At 56.0% G+C, this 25572-nt stretch carries 22 protein-coding genes and 1 riboswitch; of the genes, 7 read left to right on the forward strand and 15 right to left on the reverse strand.

What is annotated here, in order from left to right; all coding sequences use genetic code 11:
- Positions 1 to 30 precede the first annotated feature (30 nt).
- From ACR0B0_RS14735 to ACR0B0_RS14770, 8 genes are all read right to left on the reverse strand, one after another.
- A complete protein-coding gene (locus tag ACR0B0_RS14735; RefSeq protein WP_480648422.1) occupies positions 31 to 2070 on the reverse strand; it encodes an ABC transporter substrate-binding protein in 2040 nt (679 codons plus the stop codon).
- Positions 2071 to 2122: 52 nt separating this feature from the next.
- On the reverse strand, positions 2123 to 2956 hold the full coding sequence (locus ACR0B0_RS14740; RefSeq protein WP_170351160.1) for a DeoR/GlpR family DNA-binding transcription regulator: 834 nt from the start codon (positions 2954 to 2956) through the stop codon (positions 2123 to 2125).
- Positions 2957 to 3205: 249 nt separating this feature from the next.
- Positions 3206 to 4351, reverse strand: a complete 1146-nt coding sequence (locus tag ACR0B0_RS14745) for an iron-containing alcohol dehydrogenase (protein ID WP_480648424.1) — start codon at positions 4349 to 4351, stop codon at positions 3206 to 3208.
- Positions 4348 to 5730 (reverse strand): aldehyde dehydrogenase family protein, encoded by a 1383-nt coding sequence (locus tag ACR0B0_RS14750; protein WP_480648426.1) that lies wholly within the window; start codon positions 5728 to 5730, stop codon positions 4348 to 4350. The genes ACR0B0_RS14745 and ACR0B0_RS14750 overlap by 4 nt, the downstream gene beginning before the upstream one ends.
- Before the next feature lie 95 nt (positions 5731 to 5825).
- Positions 5826 to 7103, reverse strand: a complete 1278-nt coding sequence (locus ACR0B0_RS14755; RefSeq protein WP_226689585.1) for a glutamine synthetase family protein — start codon at positions 7101 to 7103, stop codon at positions 5826 to 5828.
- A gap of 80 nt (positions 7104 to 7183) precedes the next feature.
- Positions 7184 to 7933, reverse strand: a complete 750-nt coding sequence (locus ACR0B0_RS14760) for an N-formylglutamate amidohydrolase (protein ID WP_170351156.1) — start codon at positions 7931 to 7933, stop codon at positions 7184 to 7186.
- Complete coding sequence (locus tag ACR0B0_RS14765) at positions 7930 to 9630, reverse strand: Na/Pi cotransporter family protein (RefSeq protein ID WP_170351155.1); 1701 nt, start codon at positions 9628 to 9630, stop codon at positions 7930 to 7932. Before ACR0B0_RS14765 ends, ACR0B0_RS14760 begins: the two co-directional genes overlap by 4 nt.
- Positions 9631 to 9634: 4 nt before the next feature.
- Positions 9635 to 10399, reverse strand: a complete 765-nt coding sequence (locus tag ACR0B0_RS14770) for an inositol monophosphatase family protein (protein ID WP_480567331.1) — start codon at positions 10397 to 10399, stop codon at positions 9635 to 9637.
- A 685-nt stretch (positions 10400 to 11084) separates the two neighbouring features.
- Here ACR0B0_RS14770 and ACR0B0_RS14775 point away from each other — a divergent pair.
- Positions 11085 to 12344 (forward strand): aminotransferase class V-fold PLP-dependent enzyme, encoded by a 1260-nt coding sequence (locus tag ACR0B0_RS14775; protein ID WP_170351153.1) that lies wholly within the window; start codon positions 11085 to 11087, stop codon positions 12342 to 12344.
- Between the two features lie 51 nt (positions 12345 to 12395).
- Here ACR0B0_RS14775 and ACR0B0_RS14780 read toward each other — a convergent pair whose 3' ends face one another.
- Entirely contained in the window at positions 12396 to 12695 is a 300-nt protein-coding gene (locus ACR0B0_RS14780; protein ID WP_170351152.1) for a CcdB family protein, read from the reverse strand.
- A complete protein-coding gene (locus ACR0B0_RS14785; protein ID WP_170351151.1) occupies positions 12695 to 12925 on the reverse strand; it encodes a type II toxin-antitoxin system CcdA family antitoxin in 231 nt (76 codons plus the stop codon). The genes ACR0B0_RS14780 and ACR0B0_RS14785 overlap by 1 nt, the downstream gene beginning before the upstream one ends.
- Before the next feature lie 251 nt (positions 12926 to 13176).
- Between ACR0B0_RS14785 and ACR0B0_RS14790 the strand changes: the two genes are divergently transcribed.
- The 4 genes from ACR0B0_RS14790 to ACR0B0_RS14805 all read left to right on the forward strand — a co-directional run bounded on the left by ACR0B0_RS14790 (position 13177) and on the right by ACR0B0_RS14805 (position 17787).
- The gene (locus ACR0B0_RS14790) at positions 13177 to 14217 is read left to right on the forward strand and encodes a GDP-mannose 4,6-dehydratase (RefSeq protein ID WP_480648428.1); all 1041 of its coding nucleotides are present in this window, start codon (positions 13177 to 13179) and stop codon (positions 14215 to 14217) included.
- 250 nt (positions 14218 to 14467) lie between these two features.
- Positions 14468 to 14572: riboswitch (TPP riboswitch) on the forward strand.
- Between the two features lie 32 nt (positions 14573 to 14604).
- Positions 14605 to 15585, forward strand: coding sequence for a thiamine ABC transporter substrate binding subunit (thiB, locus tag ACR0B0_RS14795; RefSeq protein ID WP_170362649.1), 981 nt, complete (start codon positions 14605 to 14607; stop codon positions 15583 to 15585).
- Entirely contained in the window at positions 15561 to 17108 is a 1548-nt protein-coding gene (locus ACR0B0_RS14800) for an ABC transporter permease family protein (protein WP_480648430.1), read from the forward strand. The genes thiB and ACR0B0_RS14800 overlap by 25 nt, the downstream gene beginning before the upstream one ends.
- Positions 17095 to 17787: a thiamine ABC transporter ATP-binding protein gene (locus ACR0B0_RS14805; RefSeq protein WP_480648432.1), complete on the forward strand. Its 693-nt coding sequence runs from the start codon at positions 17095 to 17097 to the stop codon at positions 17785 to 17787. Before ACR0B0_RS14800 ends, ACR0B0_RS14805 begins: the two co-directional genes overlap by 14 nt.
- An 88-nt stretch (positions 17788 to 17875) precedes the next feature.
- Here ACR0B0_RS14805 and speB read toward each other — a convergent pair whose 3' ends face one another.
- From speB to ACR0B0_RS14825, 4 genes are all read right to left on the reverse strand, one after another.
- Positions 17876 to 18841, reverse strand: coding sequence for an agmatinase (speB, locus tag ACR0B0_RS14810; RefSeq protein WP_480648434.1), 966 nt, complete (start codon positions 18839 to 18841; stop codon positions 17876 to 17878).
- A 21-nt stretch (positions 18842 to 18862) separates the two neighbouring features.
- Positions 18863 to 20143, reverse strand: coding sequence for a TRAP transporter large permease (locus ACR0B0_RS14815; protein ID WP_170395231.1), 1281 nt, complete (start codon positions 20141 to 20143; stop codon positions 18863 to 18865).
- Positions 20140 to 20745, reverse strand: a complete 606-nt coding sequence (locus ACR0B0_RS14820) for a TRAP transporter small permease (RefSeq protein WP_170351144.1) — start codon at positions 20743 to 20745, stop codon at positions 20140 to 20142. Before ACR0B0_RS14820 ends, ACR0B0_RS14815 begins: the two co-directional genes overlap by 4 nt.
- 66 nt (positions 20746 to 20811) lie before the next feature.
- Entirely contained in the window at positions 20812 to 21828 is a 1017-nt protein-coding gene (locus tag ACR0B0_RS14825; protein ID WP_425082536.1) for a TRAP transporter substrate-binding protein, read from the reverse strand.
- A 148-nt stretch (positions 21829 to 21976) separates the two neighbouring features.
- Here ACR0B0_RS14825 and ACR0B0_RS14830 point away from each other — a divergent pair, with 148 nt between their 5' ends.
- Complete coding sequence (locus tag ACR0B0_RS14830) at positions 21977 to 22876, forward strand: LysR family transcriptional regulator (RefSeq protein WP_480648437.1); 900 nt, start codon at positions 21977 to 21979, stop codon at positions 22874 to 22876.
- 4 nt (positions 22877 to 22880) lie between these two features.
- Here ACR0B0_RS14830 and ACR0B0_RS14835 read toward each other — a convergent pair whose 3' ends face one another.
- Positions 22881 to 23582: a GntR family transcriptional regulator gene (locus ACR0B0_RS14835; RefSeq protein WP_170351141.1), complete on the reverse strand. Its 702-nt coding sequence runs from the start codon at positions 23580 to 23582 to the stop codon at positions 22881 to 22883.
- Between the two features lie 138 nt (positions 23583 to 23720).
- On the opposite strand from ACR0B0_RS14835, the gene ACR0B0_RS14840 reads away from it, so the two are divergent.
- Positions 23721 to 25457 carry a thiamine pyrophosphate-binding protein gene (locus ACR0B0_RS14840; protein ID WP_226689497.1) on the forward strand — a complete coding sequence of 579 codons (1737 nt, stop codon included), beginning with the start codon at positions 23721 to 23723 and terminating at the stop codon, positions 25455 to 25457.
- The last annotated feature ends 115 nt before the right edge of the window (positions 25458 to 25572 follow it).

Below are 25572 nucleotides of genomic sequence, written 5' to 3' on the forward strand. Positions count from 1 at the left end.
CCATTCCGTCATCTCAGATCAAGGATCGGATTACTCGGACAACCACCACTGAGCAGGGCGATACGGATAGGTCCGATAGAACTCGTACGACTGCGTCTTGAACTCGGTGAAGTTCTGCAGATTGTTCGAGTGGTAGATCGGTGCCGGCGAGTTGACCGTACCAATGAACAGCAGTTCGCTGGTCATTATCTCAACCATTTTCTGAGCGGCAGTAATGGATGCGTCCGATCCAGGTGCGCTGGATTGATAAGTATCCAGAGCGGCTTTCAGATCGGCAACCCAAGCGGGCGGCTCGACACCGTTTTCACCGTTCGAGCTGATGTATTCCGCCCAGAGCATCCCGGTTCGAACATCGAAGTACCCGTCAAACGGGGGAACCCAGATTTCGCCGTCGCCCAGAACCGAACCGGCAGGCTGGCTCTTGAGCCACATACCCATATCCAACGTATTGGCCGATTGCGCCGCGCGGAACTCATCAGAAGTAACCTCTTTGATCGCGGTGTTGACGCCCACGTCTTTCCAGTTCTGAGCGATGAGTTCCACCAGTTGAGCAGAGGCTGACTGCGTCGAGAACTGCCAGTCCAGCACAAGCGGGTCACCGTTTGGCAGATCGCGGAAACCGTCACCGTTCTGATCGACTAGGCCGACCTCATCGAGCAGAGCATTGGCACGATCCTGATCAAAACCAGCCTCGTACTCTGACCATTTGGCATCAATGAAGTCCGGGCGCGGTGAGAACCCGATATACTGTGTCGGCTCACCCAGTCCAAAAGCGGTAACTTCGTTCAGCTGATTGCGGTCCATCGCAACCGACATGGCCGTTCTGAAACGGATGTCGTTGAAGAGCGCGCGTTTGGCCTCATCCTCGGCGGTCACGTTGAACGTCAGCACCGGATAGCCGATCGCGGGCTTTACTTCCAACGTGTAGTTGCCGCTTTCCTGACCCTCCAAAAGAACCGGAGCAGATGTCAGGTTCACACCCTGAGATTTGTAATCCACCTCGCCGTTCAATAGCTTGAGGTTACGCACCTCTTCATCCGGTACATATGTTTCATCCATTTCCGAGATATAGGGCAGTTGGTTACCCTGTGTGTCGACCTGGAAGAAGTAAGGGTTGGCGACATAGTGGCGCCCTTCGGTGCTTTCCTTCACAAGAATATGACTTTCAAGGGTCGGCATAGCATCCTTGGGCAGACCCGCCAGCTTGTCACCTGCCGTCAGCATTGGTGACGGCGTATCCATCCAGTCCGAGTTACCGTAGTAGGCCTTGATCAGTTCATAACCGTTTTCATACCCAAGCGCCTGTGCGTTGGCGTCCGCATTTTCATCCAACGCCGGGTGGAACTTTTCGAAGAAATGCTTGGGCTGGTAGGGTTGCACATAAGTGAACGAAAACGTCTCGGTCAGGCCCGGCTTGGGTGCGGCCAGCGTAAACTGCACCGTGGTGTCATCTACCGCTTCGACCTTCATGGGTTCACCGCCAGCCAGTGCGTAATCCTTGGCTTCGGCGATGACATTGGTGTCCATCATCAGGTTGTCATACCAGAACACGACATCCGCCGCGGTGAACGGCGCCCCATCCGACCACTTGTGACCTTCGCGCAGATGCACGGTCAGTTGAGTGAAATCATCGTTCCATTCCCAGGACTTGGCCACATTGGGCACCAAGGTTTGAAGATCGTCGGAATACCGGAACAGGTTCACGTGACGTACAGACAGGAAGTCTGACGTGCCGCTTTCGGTGGCGTTGGACAGCGCATCCAGAACCCCACCATACTGACCGATCGAGTCATATGGCACGATGACCAAAGGCTCGGCCGGCAGACGATCCGCCACCGCGGGCAGGTCGCCATTGCCGCGGATTTTACCATTTAGATCTGCAATGGCTGGGTTTTCTGCAAAGTTCAGCGTACAGCCCGCGGCCGACTGAAACTCTGCCAGATCAAATTGCTGCGGATAAGCACCATCAGATAGGCCCTGCATATCTGCAACTGTCGCTGCCGGACAGTTCGCCCAGGCAGTTCCCCCCAGAGTGACCAAGGCCACACCTGACATCAGAAGCTGTTTCATGTTTTCTCCCTACGGTAACGTCAGTTTCGTTTTTTTTTGCTTGTGAAACCGATTAGTTGACTGCAGCAACGTCGGTTCTCTTCTTCTTTTTCTTTTTTTTGCCACGCAGCGCAGCGACATGGACTGTAACCCCCGCATCCTTCAAAGCTGTGGCGAAAGTTTCAGACGGGGGTATGTCGGTCACCAAATCGGTCACCTGGTCAAATCGGCAGGATACATTAGTCGCTTTTTCCCCGAATTTCGTGTGATCGGTTGCGACAATCATGCGCCGCGTATTTTTAAGCAACGCGCGCGTCAACTCAGCCTCCAGCGGGTTCGAAGCCAACACGCCGCCGGAAAGCGATATGGCATCCGCACCGCAAATCACCGCATCATAACTGTATTGGCAGGCCAGTTCCTCGGCCGCACGACCAAAACTGCCGCGTTCGGATCGAATAACCTCACCACCGGCAAGGATTGCTCGCGTTCCGTTGTGATCAGCCAGTGAGGCGACAACCGATAGCGAGTTGCTGACCACGGTTAGGTTTTTCAGATCGCGCAGCTGCTCGGCAACATGGGTGGTCGTTGAGCCCACCGTAATGAACAGCACCATGCCGTCTTCGATCATTTGGCTGACCTTGTTGGCAATAAGCGTCTTTTCTTCGGCGTTTTGCTCCAACGCCCCGGAAAACATCGGCGTGTCCTGCGCCCGGGAAAGATAGGTACCCCCATGCACCCTCTCAACCATGTTTTTTTGCGCCAGCGCTTTGACAAGTCGACGAACAGTTTCCTCAGAAACGTCCATAACCTGCGCAATCTGGGTATTGCGCGCCGAGCCCCCCAACCTTGCCAGGACATCTAGAAGTTCACGGCCCCGATGAGGGATATTATCGCTATCGTGATCCATTTTTTAAGCCCAACATAGTTTCACTTAAAAATCCACAAAAATTGTGAATGTTTTGTGACAATATTTGAATTGCGGGGAATTATTTATATTTTCCAATAAATCCGGTCATCGGCTGAAAAGCGTCTGGTCTACCAATATATGTACACTTGACTGCTTTTGTCCGGTAAGACCTACCGGCTTCACCCTGTGGAACACCACTGGTGATTATAAATTCTGGCCCCGGCAGAGTGTCTGCCGAGGCCCTTGCTTTCATAACGCTGCTTCGAACAGTGTTTTTAGATTTCTTTCAGTCAGCTCAACGGGATTCCCACCGCATGATGGGTCGATGATTGCGCCTTGGACCAGTTCAGGAATTGCGGCCTCGGTCACACCCAGGTCAGACAGTTTGCGCGGAATACCCAAATCGTCGTTGAAGGTCTGCACAAAGGCGCGGAAGCCGTCAAAGCCGCCCTGGATGCCCAGATAATCGGCTGCCATCTGGAACCGGTCGGCAATGGCAGGGGCGTTAAACTCCAGCACGCCGGGCATGCAGACCGCGTTGGTAGTGCCGTGATGGGTGTTGAACACCGCCCCGATGGGGTGGCTCATGGCGTGGATCGCGCCCAGACCTTTCTGGAAACCGGTGGCGCCCATCGAGGCTGCGCTCATCATATGTGCGCGGGCCTCGAGATCGGTGCCATCAGCATAGGCGCGCGGCAGATACTCTTTGACCAACCGCATGCCTTCCAGCGCGATGCCCTGGCTCATCGGATGGTAATGCGGGCTTGAGAATGCCTCGACACAGTGGGCAAAGGCATCCAGACCGGTGCCTGCGGTGATAAATTTGGGCATGCCCACGGTCAGCTCCGGGTCGCAGATCACCACGCTCGGCAGAACCTTGGGGTGGAAGATGATCTTTTTGGCATGCGTCTCAGAGTTGGTGATGACGCTGGCGCGCCCAACCTCAGACCCTGTTCCGGCGGTGGTTGGCACCGCGATGATCGGGGCGATAACATCTGCATCGGCGCGGGTCCACCAGTCGCCGATGTCTTCAAAATCCCAGACCGGACGCGTCTGACCGGCCATGAAGGCCACCATCTTGCCCAGATCCAGCCCTGAGCCACCACCGAAGGCAATCACCCCGTCATGACCACCAGCGTTATAGGCGGCAGCCCCGGCTTCAAGGTTCTTTTCATTCGGGTTCGGGTCAACGTCGCTGAACAGACCCCGGCCCAGACCGGCGGCCTCCATGATGTCCAACGTCGCGGTGGTGATCGGCAGGTCGGCCAGCCCTTTGTCGGTGACCAGCAAGGGCTTATTCATCCCCGCTGTGGCACAGGCCTCGGGCAATTCTTTGATGCGCCCAGCACCGAATTTGATTGCGGTCGGGTAAGACCAGTTTCCAACAAGGCTCATGATGTCACCTTCTTCAGATGGTAGGATTTGGGACGGGTCAGGTTGTGATAGCCGATGACCGACAGGCCACCGCCCCGCCCGGTATTCTTGCAGCCGGTCCAGCACAGGCCGGGGTCCAGATAATCGGCCCGGTTCATAAATACGGTGCCGGTCTCGATTTGATCGCCCACACGGGCCGCGCGATCCACATCGGGGGTCCACAGGCTGGCGGTCAGGCCAAATTCGCTGTCATTCATCAGCGCAATCGCTTCTTCGTCGGATGAGACCTTCATGATGCCCACCACCGGACCAAAGCTTTCATCCCGCATCACGCGCATATCATGGGTCACATTGGTCAGGATCTGCGGGGTCAGATAAGCCCCGCCGTCATCCTCGGCGAAGGTGTCGATATGAGCCACCGCGCCATCGGCCACCGCCTCGGCAATCTGGGCGCGCACCTCATCGGCGAACCGAACATTGGCCATCGGGCCCATGGTGGTCTCCGGGTCCAGCGGGTTGCCCAGTTTGTAGCCTTTGACGACCTCAACTGCCTTGGCGACGAAGTCATCATAGAGGCTCTCATGCACGTAAATCCGCTCGATCCCGCAGCAACACTGTCCGGCGTTGAACATCGCCCCGTCGATCAGCGTATCCACGGCGGCATCCAGATCGGCATCCTCCATCACATAGCCGGGGTCCTTGCCGCCCAGTTCGGTGCCCACACCGGTAAAGGTGCCCGCCGCCGCGCGCTCCATCGCCTGACCACCGCCGACCGAGCCGGTGAAGTTCACAAAGTCGAACGCATTGCCCGCGATCAGGTCATTTGTCACGTCATGGCTGAGGAACACGTTCTGGAACACATCTGTCGGCACGCCAGCTGCATGGAAGGCCTGTGCCATCCGCTCACCCACCAACAGGGTCTGGGTGGCGTGTTTCAGGATCACCGTGTTGCCCGCGATCAGCGCCGGGGCCACCGTATTGATTGCCGTCATGTAAGGGTAATTCCAGGGCGCCACCACAAACACCACCCCATGCGGGAGGCGCTTGATATAGCGTTTGAAGGTCTCATCCTCGCCCACCGCGATATCCGCCAGCGACGCCTCGGCGATCCCGGCCATATGGCTGGCGCGCTCGTTAAAGCCACCAAACTCACCGCCATAGCGCACCGGGCGGCCCATCATATGAGCCAGCTCGGGCACGATCTCATCATTCATCGTACCAACAGCCGCCACGCCCGCCATCACACGATCGATACGCTCCTCCAACGACCGCGCCGCCCAGTTCGCCTGCGCGGCACGTGCGCGCTCAGCCGCCGCAAAGGCGGCGTCCCGCGACAGAACCTCGCGTTCCGCAAAAACCGATCCATCAATCGGTGAGACACATTTCAACATCTGCCCCATAACCACTCCACTTCGAAAGACGGCAGGGTCCCCTGCTTCGTCTGGCCAAAAATACCTCGGGGGTCTGGGGGCAGAGCCCCCAGCCTGGCCCAAGCTCACGCCCGCTCGAACCCGCGGGCAACTTCCCAATCGGTTACCACGCGCTCGAATTCCTCGATCTCGACCTCTGCCGCGCGGGTATAGTGATCGACCACCTCATCCCCCATGGCCGCGCGCAACATGGCCGACCCATGCAGGGCGTTTCGTGCGTCCCTCAACGTACCCGGGATCATGCCGGTGTCGCCCTGATAGACATCGCCTTGGGCGGGCGGCTGCAGCTCCAGCCCTTCCTCGATCCCTGCAATTCCGGCGGCCAGCATCCCGGCCATCGCCAGATACGGGTTCATGTCCGAGCCCGGAATGCGGCATTCGACCCGCACCGCCTTAGTGCCATCGCCACACAAACGGTATCCGGCCGTACGATTGTCCACCGACCAAATGATCCGTGTGGGCGCAAAGGTGCCCTTCATGAAACGCTTGTAGCTGTTGATGTAGGGTGCCATGAAATAGGTGTAGTCCGGCGCGTATTTCAGCAGCCCCGCCATGTAGCTTTTCATCAGCGCCGACATGCCTAACACATCCGACTTATCGAAAAATGCCGGCTGACCGTCTGCCCACAGCGACTGATGCACGTGGGACGAACTGCCCACCTTGTCATGATGCCATTTCGGCAGGAAGGTCGCCGCATGACCATGCTGCCAGGCGATCTCTTTCACCGCGTTCTTGGCGATCGAGTGGTACTCCGCCGTCTCCATTGCCGGCGCGTATTTGATGTTCAGTTCTTCCTGACCGGTCTCGGCTTCACCTTTCGAATTCTCGACCGGAATCCCCGCATTCCACAAATGGTTGCGGATCGGACGCATCACATGCTCTTCCTTGGTGGTCTGCAGGATGTGGTAATCCTCATTGTAGCCCGAGATCGGAGCCAGATCGCGGAAGCCCTCCTTACGGATCTGGTCAAAGCTCTTCTCGAACAGAAAGAACTCAAGTTCGGTCGCGCACATCGCGTCATAGCCCATCGCCTTCAGACGGTTGACCTGCTGTTTTAGGATCGAGCGCGGCGCGTGCGGCACTTCTTCGTGGGTATGGTGATCCAGCACATCGCACATCACCATCACAGTGCCTTCCAGCCACGGAACAGGGCGCAGCGTGCTGAGGTCCGGCTTCATGACGTAATCGCCATAGCCCCGCTCCCAACTGGTCGAGGCATAGCCATCCGGCGTACCCATCTCCAAATCTGTCGCCAGCAGATAGTTGCAGCAATGCGTTTCTTCCCATGCACCCGCAACAAAGTGACCCGCATGAAAGCGTTTGCCCATCAAACGTCCCTGCATGTCAACAAAACATACCAAAACCGTGTCAACATCGCCCGCAGTCACACGTGCCTTCAGTTCGTCGAGGTTGAAAGTTCCGCTCACGATTTATCCTCCTTAATCGCGATGTCGTTCAGTGCCGGTAACAGCAGGGTCAATACCTCTTCTGCTGCGACAGCAATCTCTTCATCGGTACGCAGTAGGTCGTTGCGCACTTCCAGCATTACATTTGGCAAATTTCGGCTAAGCGCATGCAGGCGTAGCGAATGGGTGACCCCATCAGTTGGGCCATAAGGCTCATTTCGCTCGGTTCGGCGGTTCGGAATACGATCCACATAATTCAGCATCGCATCCACAAGCCGACTGTCTTCATCATGCAACAAACCCAGCTCAACCGCACGCGGTTTGCCGAAATAGACCGGGGTAAATGAATGCACAGTCACGATCACCGTATCAGCCCGGCGCTTGTTCAAAACCTCGGACACAGCGGCGCAGAACGGATCGTAAACCGCAGCCGTACGCGCATCGCGCTGCGCTTGCGTCAGGCCTGTATTCCCCGGGACAATGATCTGTTCAGACTTCTCAGGCATTGCGCTTGCGGCTTCCGGGGGGCGGTTGCAATCATAAACCAAGCGCGACACGGTCGAGGCCACGACCGGCGCATCCAAAGCCTGCGAAAGCTTTAACGCCAGGCTTCGCGCACCCGGGTCCCAGACTGCGTGGCTTAGCCGGTCAGCTTCGGACAGACCCAGATCACTGTAGTCTGATGGAATCCGATGGCTCGCGTGTTCGCACAATAAGACCACTTTGCCCTGGCCCTCTTCGTTCAGTACCTCTACGGGCGCAATCATCCTTTCACCTCTGTATCTGAATCTTTTTGCGTCCGGGGCATTTCTTCGATCAGGCGTGTTTCCAGCAACTGACCATTCCGATAGAGGATCGGATAAGCCACCGCTGCGATGTGACTGTTGAATTCACGCAGCGCGCGCAACGTCTCAAGATGGATATCGCTGGTCTCAAAACTTTCCGTACTGCCATGCTGAAGCCGTTTGAGGTGACGCTTGCGGCTGTCACGCTCGGCCCGTTTGATTTCGGTCTTTTCGAGGCTCAGCAGGCGGGCACTTTCCAAATCATCCGAGATCAGCACGTTCGAGGCCAGTTTGAGATTGGCTAAAATACCCTCGTGCATTTCGACCAATTCTGCCCAACCTTCTTTCGAGAATGATGCACCTTTTTTGCGCATGCTGGTAGCCAACACAGTCAAACGTTTGGCGACAACGTCGCCTGCAGTTTCAAGGCGAATGGCGTATTCCATCAAGTCGCGCGCCACTTTCGCATTCTGCTTTCCAAAATCCTCTGCCGGAATGGCCGCCACGAATTTTCGGACGCCAGACAGGCACTCGTTCACCTCGACATCAATGTCCCTGACGGCACGGATCTGTTCCTTGTCTCCACTGCGGTACAGTTCGAGCGATGGGCGGAACATCGATTCAACCAGATCGCTCATCCGCAGCAGTTCCCGCTTGAGGCTCGATAGGGCCTGGCTGGGGCTGCCGATATTGCGCATTTCCAACGCGCTGGTGGGACGACCCGGCTGCAGCGCAGCCTCTGATGTTTTCGGGTCTGGCAACAGCCGCTCGAACGGGGCACTTAGGCGTCCACAGAATGGCAGCGCCAGAACCAGCAAAGAGGCATTAAAGGCCAGATGCGCGTTCACCAGCATTTGCCCGCCTTGCAGATCGCCCAGAACGCCCGCCCTCAGGGCTGTGGTGGCCGCGAAAAGGGTAATAACGGCCCAACTGCCACGTAGGGCCAGATTGGCAAAGGGGATGCGCCGGGCTGATAAATCCATCCCCCGCGTCAACCAAACCGGGATAAAGGCCGAGCCGAAGTTAGCCCCCAACACCAGCGACAACCCGGCGGCAAAAGGAATTGCGCCGATTTGCACAAGCGTCACGCACATCAAGATCGCCGCGACCGAGGAATGCATGACAAAGGCCAGCGCACCACCCACCAAAAACGCGGTGATATAGTCGCGGGCCAGATAGTCGGCGATGGCGGGCAGAAAAGCACTGTCGCGGATCGGGTCCATTGCCTCACGCAAAAAGCGCAATGAGATCAGGATGAATGCGATGCCCATCAGAATGCGGCCCAATTGCCGCGGTTTCTTGGACTCGGTTTTGACGAACAGATACCCGCCAATTGCCAACAGAAGCGGCACCAGCCAATCCAGCTTGAACGACAGAATCTGAATAATCAGCGCAGACCCCAGATCGCCACCCAGTACCATTGCAAGGCCCGCAGGAAATGCCAGCATCCCACCAGCGGCAAAGCCCGAGGTCAACAATGCCACCGCCGCCGAGCTTTGCAGCACAATAGCCATCGAAAGCCCCACCATCGACGCCTGCAAATAACTGCGCTGGCCCGTCATAACGCGCTGGAACGAGGCCCCATAGCTGCGCTCAATCCCTGTGCGCACCATGCGCACGGCAAAAAGCAACAACATTGTCGCTCCGGCCAAGTTGATGAGAAAGCTTACAATCGCCATGAGCCTAACCGTTCACCTTATCCAGCATTTCCGCATGCAGTTCAGGCGTTGCGGCCGAGATCACCCGACCATCCGAGTTCAGGTCGAGGGGCTTGCCATTCCAGTCGGTCATCACCCCGCCTGCGGCCTCAACAACGGCCAGAACAGGCAAGAAGTCATAAGGCTGCAAGTCATAGTCAATCACTGCATCCACATGCCCAGCCGCCAGCAGGGCATGCGGGTAGCAGTCATAGGCGAACCGGCGGGTTTGCCCGGATTGCATCAGTTTTGCGAATAAAGCGGGATGATCGCGATAGATCTTGTCACCTTCGTTCACAAACAGGATGGATTGATCCAACCGCGTCTTTTTTGACGTTGCGATGGCATTGCCATTCAGAGTCGCGCCCTGACTTGAAACGCCTACAAATACCTCATTCAACGCAGGCATACCGATCACTCCGATATCCGGCTTGCCATTAACCAGATGCCCCAGCAAGAAGCCGAACAGCGGATGCCCCGAAAGGAACGATCTTGTGCCATCAATCGGGTCAATGATCCAAACTTCACGACAATTCTGCCCGTCAAACCCGTGCTCTTCGCCAAAGATACCATGATCCGGGAAATGCTGCTCTAGGTAAGTGCGCACCTGGGTTTCAACACCTTTATCGGCCTGTGTAACCGGGCTTTCATCCGACTTGAATTCAACACCCAACCTACCGCGAAAATACCCTCGTGCCGCAGTATTGGCTATGTCGGCAACCGCCATCGCATGCGTTACCAGATCAGCCATTTCGGTATTTTGTGAGCTTGTTGGATTCAACATCCATTTCCGTCCTGTCTAGTGATGGATTGCGGGGCTAGGGTAGCAATAATTGGGAAAGGTCATGCGGGCTCTAACCGAATTACAATTAAGTTCGATCGCATTTCTTGAATTTGCATCAACGTCCAACATCTGCGCATAGCCGTGCCCCGTGGTGGTGCCCAGCTTCCTTTCGGGCGGTCGAGCTTCACCTTTAGAATCTCGGACATCTCCCGCTATTCCGACGCTCTGATAGCCCTCGGCACGCTGCATCACGTTGTGCAAGTCAACAATCCAATCCTGAAGTTCCAGGCTGTCGTCTTCTTGTAACATCAGATTCCGGCTTTTTGACATCATTCTTCCCTATAGTTCCACAAAAACATACAATTTCAACCCAATAATCCTGAAATTATTTGTTTTATGTGGGTTTTTAAGGGATATTGCACTCACCCTTTTGGCGATCCGGCAAGACTTCGCGTGATTATCGACGTCGCTCTCGTTGGCAATACCTCGAGATATTGATGGCGGTGGCAGACTGTCTGATGTCGCCAACGCGCCAGACGACCGCCAATCTGCTCGACAATCCTTAGGTTACAGAGACAAAGCTGGCAGACCTGAATGACTGCTCACACTCTGATCGCACCCCGCGCGCTTTGAAAAACTACAGGACAGACCCATGATCCAGAACAACCCAGCCCTCATCGATGCGATCCGCGACCGGTTTAACCATGTCGAAAGCTGCCCGTTTCAGGGCGAGCGTATTTTTTTCGAAAACGCAGGCGGTGCGCTGACATTGAAAACAGTCACCGAAACCTCGGCTTTTTATGCTGCGATCCCAGACAACCCCGGGCGCATCAACCCGGCGGGGCAGGGGACACAGAATGTGATCAACAAGGCCAAGGGTGACCTGGCGGTATTCATGAATGCCTCGGGCGGGCAGTTCTTTGCCGGTGAAAGCGGGACAGAGTTGCTGTTCCGGATGATCCGCACCGCCTGTCTGGCCACCCCCAAGGGGTCCAAGGTGATCGGGTCGTCCATAGAACACCCTGCCACCCGCAGCGCTGCGCACCGCTGGGCTGAGATTGCGGGACTGGACTATGTAATTGTGCCGCATAATGACGAAACCGGGCTGGTCACACCCGAGGATTACACTGCGCTGATGACACCCGATGTGGCGGTGGCAACAATCCTGCATGCCTCACCGGTGACAGGTATGGGAATGGATGTGGCGGCGATTTCCTCCGCGATCCGAGCGGTCGCACCGGATTGCATGATCATCGTCGATGGCATTCAGCACGCCGCCCACGGGCAACTGGATCTGGATGCCTACAATGTTGATGGCTATGCGATCTCGCCCTACAAGGTGTTTTCGCGCCATGGTTATGGCATTGCCTGGATTTCTGAAAAGCTAACCAACACCCCGCATGACATGCTGATCGACGCGCCTGCGACGGGCTGGGAATTCGGCACTCGTGACACTGGGTCTTATGCGACCGTCTCGGACGTGGTGTCCTATTTCGACTGGCTGGGCGGAGAGGTGTCGGACGAGACCGAGCCGCGCAAACGGATCGAGGCCGCTGGCCGTGCCATCCATGCCTATGAGACCCACCTGACCAACGCCGCCATTAATGGGACCGGAAATCTGCCTGGCCTGCGCGATATGGATCACGTCACGATTCTGGCCGGGGCTGACAATCCCGCGCGCGAAGGGTTGGTTTCAATCGTGGTCAAAAGGCATGCCTCGGAAGATGTTGTGGAGATATTGAATCAGCAAGGCATCCGCACCCACACCCGTAAGGATGACCACTATTCCGGCAACGTCCTAAAGCCACTGGGCCTGTCGGATTGCATCCGCATCTCGTTCTGCCACTACAACACCGAACAGGAAATCGCTCGTCTACTGGGTGCCATAAAGGTGCTGGGTCAGGACAACTAGCAGAGGGTTCAGTCAATCCTGATCAACAAGACTTCGGTCGCTCGACAGATATCAGAAGCCCTGCATCAGCATGTCTATGGCAACCGTGATCCGGTCGGCTTCCTCATTCAGGTTGGCGGTCTGAGATTTGAGAATTCCCACCGGAACCGCGGCCATGAATTGGGTGACCATGACAACCTGTTCGCCATGGATATCGAACACTGGATTAAGCCGGGTCGCGGGCTTTGGGGCCTTGGCCAATGGTATCAACGGGGCGACCACCCGCGTATTCAGGTCCCCAAGCAGATCGGTTTGCACATCCAGAAGATAGCCATCACCCGATGGATTCGGAAAAACATCGTATTTGGGCATCAGAATTGCCGGAAGCTGTCCAGCGGCAGGCCGTGTTGCTCAACATACGCGTTTGAGCTTTTGAGGGCTTCCGCGTTTTCTGCTTTCCACTGCTCGGCTTTGGCCTCGGCAACCGCTATACGAACACCTTCTTCGGCTGCGCGGGAAAGGTTGACCTTCAAAGCTTTGGCTTCGGACAACAATGCGCTGTCCAGCGAAAGGTTGGTTGGTCTGCGTGATTGGGCGTTCATCAGATATGCCTCCCTTCACCCTAAGATAGGTCCATTCTAAATGCGCGTCAATTATGCGCATGATTAATGCTGGCAACCTTTGGCGTCCGCTGCTGCCAATCCTATACAAAGGCAGATTATTGCTACGCGTCGCCCGGGTGGCGAAAGGGCACAGCAGAATACACCGTTTTCTGCGATAACTGTGGTGGTATCTTCCCTTGATCTCGCACTAAAAAGGCCCGAAATACCAAGTTTTTTACAAGGGCAACATTATGCAGAGCGTTCTCATCACCGGGTCAGCCGGTTTTATTGGCTTTCATCTGAGCAAGCTTCTGCTGGCCCAAGGGTACCACGTAGTGGGGTTGGACTCTCTGAACGATTATTATGATGTGTCGTTGAAAAAGGCCCGCCACGACATGCTGGCGCGCGAACCCAATGGTAAGAATTTTTCGCCCGTCATCGGCAAGGTCGAAAATCCCGGCCTGATGATGGAGCTGTTCGGGGAACATGGTTTTGACTATGTCATTCACCTCGCTGCCCAAGCTGGGGTGCGCTATTCGATCGAGAATCCGCGCTCGTATCTGGAAAGCAATGTGATAGGGACTTTCGAAATTCTGGAAGCTGCGCGGGCGCATCCGCCAAAACACATGCTGTTGGCTTCGACTTCTTCGGCCTTTGGCGCCAATACCGAGATGCCCTATAAGGAAACCCAACGCGCCGATCATCAGATGTCGTTCTACGCGGCCACCAAGAAATCGACCGAAAGCATGGCCCATTCCTATGCGCATCTGTTCGATTTGCCGATCACCATGTTCCGGTTTTTCACCGTCTATGGCCCTTGGGGTCGCCCGGACATGGCGCTGTTCAAATTCACCAAAGCGATCCTCGAGGGCAATGCGATCGATGTCTATAATCACGGTGACATGAAACGCGACTTTACTTATGTCGAAGATTTGGTTGAGGCGATCCGCCTGCTGATGGACGCCGTCCCTGTGCGCCCCGCAGACGGCAATGTTCCAGAAGGGGACAGTTTGTCACCGGTCGCCCCCCATCGAGTGGTGAATATCGGCAACAATGATGCGGTACAGCTGACCGCGTTTATTGAAGCTATCGAAACGGTCACTGGCATCAAGGCGAATAAAAACATGATGCCAATGCAGCCCGGTGACGTGCCCGCAACTTGGGCCGATGCATCGCTGCTCAGGGAATTGACCGGTTATCAACCAAGGACTTCGATCGAAGATGGTGTGGCTGAGTTTGTTAAGTGGTACCGCGACTTTTATCGTCCCAACGCGGCTGGGACCGAAAGGTAAGATGGTTAGCCTTCAGGCCTAAAAGACTGGTGGCCGTCCTCTCAGTTTTGAGATTCGGCCTCTGAAGTTCTCAAGGGTAAAAACGCAAACCGTTCCAGTACCTGGAACGTAGTTCAAAACCTTTTCCACGGTGATTGTTCCACAGGGCGATTAGGTTGCGCATCTCTCAGTCCAACTGAACGGATGCCAATTTGAGCATCCAAAAAACACTTTAACCCGGTTGTCTTTTCGTCCGTTCCAACCTACTGACAACCTCACCTCGGGGTGCGTGGCCTGCCGCGCTGAGATGCCTTTGGCGAACCCGTAGAACCTGAACCGGCTAGAACCGGCGGAGGGAAAGGTAACGGTTTCATCCACCCTTGCCCTCTCGCCGCAATGGAGGATGACATGAAACATCTGATGATTGCTGCGGGACTTCTGAGCGCAACAGCGGCTGTCGCGGCCGACAAACCTCAGCTGACCGTTTACACCTATGACAGCTTTGTCTCGGACTGGGGTCCGGGCCCGAAAGTAGAAGAAGCTTTCGAAGCAGTATGCAACTGTGATCTGAACCTTGTGGGCGTCGAAGACGGCGCGGCGCTGTTGTCGCGTCTTCGGCTTGAGGGTGAAAACACGGACGCCGATGTGGTGCTTGGGCTGGATACCGGCCTGATCGCAGCGGCCAAGGAAACTGGCTTGTTTGCTCCCAACTCGGTCAGCGCCGATTATACCCTGCCGATTGAATGGTCAGATGACGTGTTCGCGCCTTATGACTGGGGCTATTTTGCTTTTGTCCATAACGCAGATGCGGCGGCACCTGCCAATTTCCGTGAACTGGCCGAGGGTGAAACCAAGATCATTATTCAAGACCCGCGCTCGTCCACTCCGGGTCTGGGGCTGCTGTTGTGGGTCAAAGCGTCTTATGGAGACGAAGCCCCCGAAATCTGGGCCGGGCTTGCCGACAATATCGTGACCGTGACCAAAGGTTGGTCCGAGGCGTATGGCCTGTTTCTTGAGGGTGAGGCGGACATGGTGCTCAGCTACACCACATCGCCTGCTTATCACTTGATCGCCGAGGATGACGCCAGCAAAGCAGCGGCCGCCTTTGACGAAGGGCACTACATGCAGGTTGAAGTTGCGGCGAAGCTGGCCGGTACCGATCAGCCCGAACTGGCGGATCAATTTCTGGAATTCATGGTCTCGGACACCTTCCAGCAGATCATCCCGACCACCAACTGGATGTATCCGGCAGTGACCCCTGCGGCTGGCCTGCCCGAAGGGTTTGACACGTTGATCACGCCTGAGAAATCCTTGCTGTATACCCCGGATGAAGCCGCCGCCGTGCGGGATCAGGCGCTTGCGGAATGGTTGGGCGCGCTCAGCCAGTAAGCCCTTGGCCGGGTGTTGGCGCAGCGGCACTGGTTGCTGCGCTGATATTGGGCACATTGGCCGCGGTAGCCCTGCGCGCTGATACAGCGGGTGGGTTGGGTCCGGCCGATTGGGCGGCGCTGCGCTTTACGCTGGTTCAGGCGGTGTTGTCTGCGCTGTTCAGTGCCGGGCTGGCTATTCCGGTCGCCCGGGCACTGGCGCGGCGTCGGTTTCGTGGACGGTCTGCCCTGATCGCCCTATTGGGCGCCCCCTTTATCCTGCCGGTCATCGTCGCGATCCTTGGGTTGTTGCAGGTTTTCGGACGTGCAGGCTGGATTTCAGACTTTTTAGGTCTGTTTGGTTTGCCGCCGCTGCGCATCTATGGGTTGCACGGGGTGGTTCTAGCCCATGTATTTTTCAACCTGCCACTTGCCACGCGGCTGATCCTGCAGGCGTGGCAGGAAATTCCGGCAGAAAGATTTCGGTTGGCCGCGCAATTGGGGTGCGACGGCTTTGCCATGTTCCGTCTGATCGAACTGCCAATGTTAAGGCGCATTCTGCCGGGTGTTCTGGCCGTGATCTTTGCGATTTGCCTGACTAGCTTTGCCGTCGCGTTGACTCTTGGCGGAGGGCCTCGCGCAACGACACTTGAACTCGCGATCTATCAATCCTTTACCTACGATTTCGACCTTGGCCGCGCGGCGTTGCTTTCTGCGGTGCAACTGGCCTTGACCGCTGCTGCCGCGCTAGCTGCTTTGAAGTTTTCGCGTGGTGACGGGTTCGGCGCTGGATTGGATCGCGCGATACAACGATGGGATGGCGGCGCGCCCGCAATTGATGCGTGCTGGATCGGACTCGCGGCAGCGTTTCTGCTTCTTCCTTTGGCTGCCGTGGCGATCTCTGGCCTATCTGGGTTGCTCGAAATGCCTGCCTTGGTGTTCCGTGCGGCGGTGATATCGGTTCTGGTTGCCACTGCTAGTACAATTGTTTTGTTGATGCTTGCACTGCCGATGGCCATGGCCGTTGCAACCGGTCGTCACGGGATTGTTGAGCTTAGCGGTATTCTGGGGCTGGCGGCTTCACCGTTGGTGATTGGCACCGGGCTGTTCATTCTGATCCGCCCCATCGCTAATCCAGTAACACTGGCATTGCCGGTAACCGCGCTGGTGAATGCCGTCATGGCCTTGCCCTTCGCGCTACGCATTCTGGTGCCGGCGGCCTGCGACGTGGTGGCGCGACACGGGCGGCTTGCCCTGTCGCTGGACATGGACAAGATAACATTCTTTTCCCGCGTCCTGTTGCCGCGCATGCGCCCACAGATCCGCTTTGCCACGGGTTTGTCAGCCGCGCTATCGATGGGAGATCTGGGAGTTATTGCCCTGTTCGCCGATCCACAGATCGCGACCTTGCCCTTGCAGATCTATCGGTTGATGGGGGCGTATCAGATGCAAGCAGCGGCCGGGGCAGCTCTGTTGCTGTTGTTACTGTCGATAGGGGCATTCTGGCTATTGGATCGCGGAGGGCGGTTGCATGCTGAAACTTAAAGGCTGCGTAATCGAGAACGGAAAATTCTCGTTGCGTGCTGATTTTGCCGTCGAGACCGGTGCCAGTGTAGCCATTATTGGGCCGTCTGGCGCGGGAAAGTCGACACTGCTTGAGGCGATTGCCGGGTTTCGTGACCTTAAACAGGGAAAGATATTCTGGGACGGAGACCTTATATCAAACCGCGCCCCTGGCAAGCGCCCTTTGGCGATGCTGTTTCAGGATGGCAATCTATTCCCACATCTGACGGTCGAACAGAATATCGCTTTGGGCTTGCGCCCGAATGGGCGGTTGTCGGTTGATGAGCAATCTCAGGTCCAAACCGCACTAGATCGGGTTGCCCTGCCGGGTCTGGGTGATCGCAAGCCAGCCGAACTGTCTGGAGGTCAGCAAAGCCGGGTCGCATTAGCCCGGGTTCTTGTGCAGCGCCGTCAGATGTTGCTGCTGGACGAACCGTTTGCGGCGCTGGGGCCGGCACTGAAGGCTGAAATGCTTGATCTTGTGGCTGGGTTGCTGGCGGAAACCGGAACGACCCTGCTTATGGTCAGCCACGATCCGCAGGACGCGCGCCGCATTACCGGCCAGACGGTTCTTGTGTCTAACGAGCAGGCATATCCTCCTGCGCCGACCCGGGACCTTTTGGACAATCCACCGCCCAGCCTGCGCGACTATTTGGGGTAGGGACATTGGATGGAAACCTGCGAAAGGAATCTCGCAGCCCGGCGCGTAGTTGAAAGGTTTCTGCACGCCGGACTGACAGGGAGGGACCTTATTTCCGGTTGTGGAAAATGAACCCGAGGAAGTTCAGCAGCAATTGCGCCGCAAGAATCTGTGTACTTTCGGTCTGGTCATAGGCAGGGGCGACCTCAACCAGATCAATGCCAACCACATTACCGCGTTTACTGAGTCCCTGAACGATTTCCAGAACGTCATAGTACTGGAACCCGCCATGGCTGGGTGTCCCTGTTCCGGGCGCAATCGACGGGCAGAACGCGTCGATATCTATGGTGACGTAATAACGCGCACCTTCGGGGATACGATCCAAAACGCCCTCAGTTCCCAGTTTGCGCACTTGTCGTACGGAAAGGATATCTGAACCCCGCGCCCGCGCGTCGTCATAACCTTCTTTCGCGGTCGAGGACACGTTGCGGATGCCCAGTTGGGTCATGCCCGAGACATAGTCTTTTTCGATTGCCCGACGCATCGGGTTGCCGTGACCATCGGTGACGCCTTTGCGTTCGTCGACAAAGTCCAGATGCGCATCGATCTGGATCACATGGATTGGTCCGTTCTTTGCGCAATCTTCTTCAAAGGCGCGGATGCAGGGGATGTTGATCGAGTGATCTCCACCGATTGTCACCGGCAGAGCACCCGCATCGAGGATTTTCTTCACACCGTATTCGATGTTGGCATGACTTTCCTCGGTCTTGGTATGGATGATGTCGGCATCGCCCAGATCGACGATGCGCACATCGCTGGCCAAATAGGTTGCGTCATCCTCGTGGTCATAGGCACCGGCGTGGCCAAAGCTGAACAGGGTTGACGCTTCGCGCACAGCGCGCGGCCCAAACCGGGCACCGGATCGAAACTGACACCCGAAATCGAAAGGTGCACCAAGGACGGCGACATCAGCGTCGATCTTATCCCAATTCTCGACATAAGGTTTTTTGCCAAAAGTCGCGATGCCGACAAAAGGCAGGTTCAGACGACCAGATTCATAGCCATGACCCGACATGATTTCTCCGTTTCTTATGGGTTATCGGTACGCCAATTCCGGCAGGAACAGCGCGATTTGAGGGAAAGCCATCAACAGCCCGGTGACAACCAAAAGGATGATTAGAAAGGGCGGCACGCCGCGGACCACCTCGACAAAGGGGCGGCGGAATACGGCGATGGCGGTGAACAGGTTGCAGCCAAAGGGTGGTGTGGCGGCTCCGATGGCAACTTGCAGTGTGATCAGAACGCCAACCAGTACCGGGTCCAACCCACTGGCCTTGATCATCGGCGCAAAGATCGGAACTAGGATCAGGATCACCACGATCGAGTCAACGAACATGCAGCCGAGGAAGAAGGCCACGTTGATCGCTAGCAACACCACAAGCGGGCTGGCTTGTTCCAGCCCCAGCGCTGCGATGATAGTCTGCGGCACTTGGGCAAAGCTAAGTGTCCAGCTAAAGGCGGCACCGGCGGCAATCAGGATAAACACGACGGACGTGATGGCCCCTGTGGACAGGGCAATATCGAACAGGTCTCCAACCTTGATCGAACGAAAGATCACAACCTCGAGGATGACAGCATAAAGCACGCAGATTGCCGCCGCTTCGGTGGGTGAGAACACGCCGCCATAGATGCCTCCGACGATGATCGCCGGAAATCCCATCGGCCACAGGGCTTTGCGCAACGCGGTAAAGCGCTGTCCCCACCCCTCGCGAGGCAGAACTGGGATATCGTGACGGTAAGCGTACACCATGCAATAGGCCGAGAATAACACTACGATCAGCAACCCGGGCAAGATGCCCGCGATGAAAAGCTGCGAAATCGATGTCCCCGAGACCACGCCATAGATGATCATGCCGATGGATGGCGGGATCAGATAGGCCAGATCAGCGGCATTTACGATCAACCCGATCGAAAAGCTGTCGCTATAGCCCGATTTTAGCATCCGCGGCCGCATCGCACCGCCAATGGCCACCACCGTCGCCTGGGTCGACCCACACACAGCTCCGAACAAGGCGCAGGCCGAGGTGACGGAAATTGCTAGGCCGCCTTTGATATGGCCCATAAAACTCATCACAAGATCGATAAGCCGGTTGGCGGAATGTCCTCGCGTGATGATATCAGCGGCCAAAATGAACATCGGCACCGCGATCAGCGCAGCCGGCTTCACGCCCCCGATCATCTGCTGGATCAGGATTTGCATGTTCATTTCAGGGAAGTAGACGAGAAACCCCAGCACAGCCGCCGAAATCAAGGGCATTTTCATTGGAAAGCCTGCCAGCAGCAGGACGATCATTACAACCAGCATCAACTCGGTCATTTGTCCGCCTCCGCAGTATCTTGGAATTTCTTGATGGCCGACGCAGTTTCCGGATCTTCATAACTGTCAATTTCGAGGTACGAGACATAGACGTCCTCGTCAGCGAAGTTCAGGTTCCGGATCGCAGTCAGCAGGTATTGGAACGAGGCCAGTGCCAATCCGATCACCACCCAGACATAGGTCAGGTACAGCGGCAGTTGCAGCGCCGGGGTGATCCGCCCGCGCGAGGCGACTTTCTGCACATATTCAAACGCGTACCAGGCCAGCACACCCATCACGATGGCTGTGGTGGTGGCGATCACTACCATAAGGCCTTTGCGCAGTTTGACTGGCAGGGCGTCATAGATGGCTGACATTCGGATGTGGATGCCCTTGCGAGTGGCATAGCCCAGCCCCATAAAGGTGACGATCACAATTAGAAACTCGTTCAGCTCTTCCGAAAAATAGATGGATTGGTTGAACACATATCGCCCAAAGACATTGGCGATGGTGTTCACGGCCATCAGGGTGATCCCCCAGCCCAGGATCCAGATTTCTATCCGTCCGATAACGGCGTCAATCTTTCCCAACAAGCCGAAGGGAGTGGCAGTATTGCTTTGCATGGTTTCCCCCCTTTGAAAGCCCCCACGCGCAATGCGCGTGAGGTAGTTTTGAGTGAGTGGGAGGGATCAGTTGCCTGACAGTTCCGCCTGCAGCGCGTCCAGCAGTTCCTGACCACGGTCGCCTACCGTGTCGACATAGGCGGCAGAGGTGCCCGTGCTGCGCTCACGGAATGCGTCACGCTCTTCCTCGGTCAGAACGACCAGGCCAATGTCAGGTTTGGCTTCTTTGATGATATCCAGACGTTTCTGGTTAAAATCAGTGACGACGCCATCAATAAAACCGGTCATGTCGGCCATGGTGCCACGTACCAGTTGCTGACGGTCGGGGCTGAGGGTTTCAAACCAGTCCGAACCGGCAACGACGGTGGTGACAAGCTCTTGCTCACCGGCCCAGATCAGGTGGCTGGTAACTTCGTAGAACTTCATCTCTTCGATGGTCGGGATCGGATTGACCTGACCGTCAACTGCGCCGAGTTGCAGCGCGCCGAAAACTTCGCCAAACGGCAGCGGTGTCGGGCTGGCACCCATGTTTTTATAGGTCTCCAGCAGGATCGGCGACACCATTACCCGCATCTTGAAGTTGTCAAAGTCTTCGGGCGTGCGGATTTCGCGGTTGGTGGTCCAGACCTGCGGCCCTTCGGAATACATGGTCATAACTTCCAAACCACGCTGGCGGAAATCATCGTTCAGCGGACCGTAGATGGTTTCCGAGTTGCTGAGGATGTTCGAAATCGCGGCCGGATCGGATGGCAGCAAGTAGGGGAGCAGGAAAACCTGGCTTTCTGGCACCACGGTGCCAAGATTGCCAATCGATACGTTGGTGAACTGGATGACACCGTCGGCGGCCTGTTCAACCGTTTCGGTCGGTGTGCCCAGCGTGCCCATCGGATAGACGGTCACGGTCACTTCACCATCGGTGGCGGCTTCGATGCGCGATTTGAACTCCTGCGCGTAGGCATCCATGATCGAGCCCGGAATCTCTTCGATTGCGAACTTCCAATCCTCGGCCAAGGCGGCGAGAGGGGTCAGGCCCAGCAAAGCTGCTGCGGCAGTTATCTTGAGGGGACGAGAGGTCAAGGTCATGTTGGTTTCTTCCCTGTTGCCTTATTGGGTTTAGTCTTCAGGGATCAGGACAGCATAGAAAAATACACAAAAAAATATCATCTTGTTTATGTTCACATGAGGTATTTTTATGTAAATAACACCACGACTCCCGAAAGGCGGATAAGCGTTGAAACTGCTCAGAAATACTCTGCTTGAAACCTTCGTGACCGTGGTCGAATGCGGTGGGTTTACGGATGCGCAATACGCATTGGGCATTACGCAATCGGCGATTAGCATCCGAATCCGAGATCTGGAAACGGCGCTTGGCTATCGGATTTGCGAACGCGGCCGTGGTGGGTTTCGCCTGACGGAACGGGGCGAAATCGCCTATCGTAAGGCCGGAGACATCTTGCGCAGCGCCCGCGATTTCGACGCTGAATTGCTGGAATTGCGTGGGACCACTACCGGAGATCTGCGGATTGGCACCATTGATGCGGTCAATACATTGGCAGAGCTCAATCTGGCACAGGTCCTTAAGCGGTTTCTCGACCGCCCCAACGAAGTGCAGCTAGAGGTGGTCGTCGCATCACCAACTGAGTTAACACAGAAGCTGATTACCGGTGATTTGCATGTTGCAATCGCCCCCTTCCGCAATCAGGTCCCAGAGCTGACATACTCCGAACTGTGCCAGGAAGAGCATCGTTTGTACTGTGGGCAGGATCATCCCTTGTTTGACTTACCCGACGATCAGATTGATCTGGATGTAATCTCACAGCACCAAATTTGTCAGCGCTCCTACAACATTCTGGTGTCACCGGTGCTTCAGACTGCGCAGCCAAAAGCCACCGTGGCAAATATGGAAGCAATGGCGATGATGATTGAAACCGGCCACTTTTTGGGTCCGCTGCCGGTACACTTTATCAAAAACTGGGCCCACCGCGATCGACTCAGAGAGCTTGCGCCGGACAAGCTGAACTGGAACTCAACCTTTTACCTCGCAACACGGCCATCACTGGCCCATAGGAGGGCGGTTGAAATTCTGGTGCAAGACATCGTTAAATCCTGCAAGCGTGGTCAAGGGTCATAGCCGCTTAGGCATCGTCATCCACAAAGTAGATTTCGGCGAACGCTTTGGCGACGGCCTCAGTCGTCTCTTCTCGGCGGCGTTCGATGTGTTTTCGAATGGTATCGACTGCGATGCCTTCATCGCGGTCTGCAATATTTTGCATGATCATCAGGTGGCTGGGAATTTGGCTATTCGTCGTTTCAGCCCCACCATTCAAATACGCATTCTTTAGATCGATCAGGCGAACGAACCGGATGCGCGCATTGAGGTTCTCAAGAATACGCACAAGTTCCTGATTTTTGGACCCCTTGGCAATGTCCACATGGAATTGCTCATCCAACTCCAACAACCGTCGGGGGTCTTCGCACTGGTCATATTCCCTCAAAACCCCACGCAATGTTTCCACCAATGCGGCCAGCTGACTATCCGAGGATTTGCGAATAGCCAGCCTCACAGCTTCCGTCTCAACCGCGATCCGGGCCTCATACAAGGAAAGAATCTGAGAGGGGCTAAGCGGGCGGCAGAAAAATCCCCGCCTGGCCTGAAAGGTCAGGAACCCTTCGGCCACCAGCCGGTTCAGCGCTTCGCGTACAGGTGTCCGGCTGGTGCCAAAGCTTTTGGCCAGGGCAACCTCATTGATCTGGGATTCTGGTTTGAACTCAAAGTTCTCGGCCATCCTGCGCACAAGATCATAGACGCGACCAACACGATCTTCGGTTTTTGTCATCCGGTTTCCTCAAGTCAAAGATCAAGCTTGGGACTAACAGGTTTTTGCCGGGGTTTGAACTGAGTATTGACTGGTCGGCAATACTGTATAATCAATTGTCGACAATTAGAGTAAGCGACTCACGAAACGGAGGTTCATGTGTTGAAACCGGCAGAATCCATGCGGATGAACGGCGCGCAGGTCATCCTGAAGATGCTGGAGCTTCATGGTGTGCGCCATGTGTTTGGCCTGCCCGGTGAAACGACAATCGGCTGGTACAAGGAATGGCGCGAACACAGCGATATCGAGTTTGTTCTGACACGGGACGAACGTACTGCTTCTTATGCGGCCGAAGCTTATGCCAAGATCACGGGTCGACCTTGTGTTCTTGAGGCCCCAAGTCCCGGCATCACTCACTGCACACCTGGTATCACCGAGGCGTTTCTCAGCTCGGTTCCAGTGATATTCTTCAGCTCGGACATCCCGATTAATCAGGACAAGAAACATGGTCTGACGGGTATTGATCAAACCAGGCTTTACGACAGTATCTGCAAGGAAAGCTTTGTTCTGACCAACGTCAAGGACATCCCTTTCTTGCTTCGCCGCGCCTTCCGTGTGGCAACGTCGGGGCGTCCTGCGCCCGTTCATATCCGGGTGCCAATCAACATTTACGGCGAAGAGGCTGAGATCAATGACCTTTACGCCGAGCCCGAGTACAGCCATTACCCGGCTCATCGCCCGGTCGCGAATCACAGCAAAATCCGCGCGGCCATTGATATTCTGATCAAAGCGAAAAATCCGGCCATTGTCTGCGGTCAGGGGGGGCTGATCTCCAAAGCGTCGAACGTGGTTCTAGAGCTGGCGGAACTGCTGCAAATCCCGGTCGGCACCACCACGCCGGGCAAGGGTACCATTCCCGAAGATCACCCTCTGGCTCTACGTGTGATTGGTGGTCGGGGAGGTATGGAATATTCCAATCAGTACGTCCACGACGCCGACACGATCTTTTTCATCGGCTCAAACACCGACAGCGCCGCCACCGATCATTGGAAGCTGTATGGCGACCCAAACACAAAGACGTTCCTGCACTTGGACATCGCCGAAGCCCATATCGGTAACAATTTTCCGGTGCAGGTCGGCATGGTGGGCGATGCGCGCGCCAGTCTTGAATATATGGTTGAACTCATCCGGTCCGAACACCCCGACCTGGATCGGCCCAAGGTCGATCTGAACCCGGTCAAGAAGACCGCACTCGACAAGGTATTCAACTCCAACATCCCCATGCCCGAAGGCACGCTATCGCCTGTACGTCTGTCGCAAGTGCTGGACAAGATCATGCCCGATGATGCCGTGGTCACCTCAGAGCCGGGCGTCAGCGCGATCTACCCTTCGGCGCTGCTGACCTTCCGCAAACCCGGGCGGCGGTACATTACCAATTATTCGATGGGGGCTTTGGGATATTCGGTTCCGGCCTGTATCGGGGCCGCCTTTGCCAATGACGGACCGGTGATTTCATTCACCGGAGATGGGTCCTTTGGGTTTGTGATCGGAGATATGGAAACGCTCAAACGATCAGGCAGGAACGTGACTGTGATCCTGACACGCAACGATACATTTGGCTGGATTCGAGGTGAAGCGATCCTTCTTGACGATGTCGACGAACCTTGGAGCACCGATTTCGGTGCAGTCGACTATGTCAAAGTGGCAGAAGGCTTCGGATTCAAAACGGCTCGCATCACCTCAGAGGCTGATATCGAGCCGATCCTGTCGGACGCGATAGCCAACCCAGGGGCAAATTTCATCGAGATCATGGTGCCATCGCAAGACAAGATCATTCCGTTTGTTCCTAACTGGGTTCGTGCGGCCCGTGAAAAGAACCTTCCGTGTTTCTATTGAGGCTGGGCCATTGCATCTCTTTTGGCCGTTCCGTTCGGTGTGTTTTGGTTGTGTTAGTTGTGTTTTGTTTATGGTGTTTCTGATTGAGATGACTGAGTGAGGTTGGGCTGATGAG

It is taken from the genome of Ruegeria sp. BA12, assembly GCF_056539625.1.

What these genes read in the sequence shown, in the direction of transcription:
- ACR0B0_RS14770 (WP_480567331.1), bottom strand. Translation starts at nt 10,399, where the DNA reads ATGGCTGATCTGGTAACGCATGCGATGGCGGTTGCCGACATAGCCAAT.
- ACR0B0_RS14820 (WP_170351144.1), bottom strand. Translation starts at nt 20,745, where the DNA reads ATGCAAAGCAATACTGCCACTCCCTTCGGCTTGTTGGGAAAGATTGAC.
- ACR0B0_RS14735 (WP_480648422.1), bottom strand. Translation starts at nt 2,070, where the DNA reads ATGAAACAGCTTCTGATGTCAGGTGTGGCCTTGGTCACTCTGGGGGGA.
- speB (WP_480648434.1), bottom strand. Translation starts at nt 18,841, where the DNA reads ATGTCGGGTCATGGCTATGAATCTGGTCGTCTGAACCTGCCTTTTGTC.
- ACR0B0_RS14785 (WP_170351151.1), bottom strand. Translation starts at nt 12,925, where the DNA reads ATGAACGCCCAATCACGCAGACCAACCAACCTTTCGCTGGACAGCGCA.
- thiB (WP_170362649.1), top strand. Translation starts at nt 14,605, where the DNA reads ATGAAACATCTGATGATTGCTGCGGGACTTCTGAGCGCAACAGCGGCT.
- ACR0B0_RS14815 (WP_170395231.1), bottom strand. Translation starts at nt 20,143, where the DNA reads ATGACCGAGTTGATGCTGGTTGTAATGATCGTCCTGCTGCTGGCAGGC.
- ACR0B0_RS14790 (WP_480648428.1), top strand. Translation starts at nt 13,177, where the DNA reads ATGCAGAGCGTTCTCATCACCGGGTCAGCCGGTTTTATTGGCTTTCAT.
- ACR0B0_RS14780 (WP_170351152.1), bottom strand. Translation starts at nt 12,695, where the DNA reads ATGCCCAAATACGATGTTTTTCCGAATCCATCGGGTGATGGCTATCTT.
- ACR0B0_RS14750 (WP_480648426.1), bottom strand. Translation starts at nt 5,730, where the DNA reads ATGGGGCAGATGTTGAAATGTGTCTCACCGATTGATGGATCGGTTTTT.
- ACR0B0_RS14755 (WP_226689585.1), bottom strand. Translation starts at nt 7,103, where the DNA reads ATGCAGGGACGTTTGATGGGCAAACGCTTTCATGCGGGTCACTTTGTT.
- ACR0B0_RS14745 (WP_480648424.1), bottom strand. Translation starts at nt 4,351, where the DNA reads ATGAGCCTTGTTGGAAACTGGTCTTACCCGACCGCAATCAAATTCGGT.
- ACR0B0_RS14800 (WP_480648430.1), top strand. Translation starts at nt 15,561, where the DNA reads ATGGTTGGGCGCGCTCAGCCAGTAAGCCCTTGGCCGGGTGTTGGCGCA.
- ACR0B0_RS14740 (WP_170351160.1), bottom strand. Translation starts at nt 2,956, where the DNA reads ATGGATCACGATAGCGATAATATCCCTCATCGGGGCCGTGAACTTCTA.
- ACR0B0_RS14765 (WP_170351155.1), bottom strand. Translation starts at nt 9,630, where the DNA reads ATGGCGATTGTAAGCTTTCTCATCAACTTGGCCGGAGCGACAATGTTG.
- ACR0B0_RS14825 (WP_425082536.1), bottom strand. Translation starts at nt 21,828, where the DNA reads ATGACCTTGACCTCTCGTCCCCTCAAGATAACTGCCGCAGCAGCTTTG.
- ACR0B0_RS14775 (WP_170351153.1), top strand. Translation starts at nt 11,085, where the DNA reads ATGATCCAGAACAACCCAGCCCTCATCGATGCGATCCGCGACCGGTTT.
- ACR0B0_RS14760 (WP_170351156.1), bottom strand. Translation starts at nt 7,933, where the DNA reads ATGATTGCGCCCGTAGAGGTACTGAACGAAGAGGGCCAGGGCAAAGTG.
- ACR0B0_RS14805 (WP_480648432.1), top strand. Translation starts at nt 17,095, where the DNA reads ATGCTGAAACTTAAAGGCTGCGTAATCGAGAACGGAAAATTCTCGTTG.
- ACR0B0_RS14835 (WP_170351141.1), bottom strand. Translation starts at nt 23,582, where the DNA reads ATGACAAAAACCGAAGATCGTGTTGGTCGCGTCTATGATCTTGTGCGC.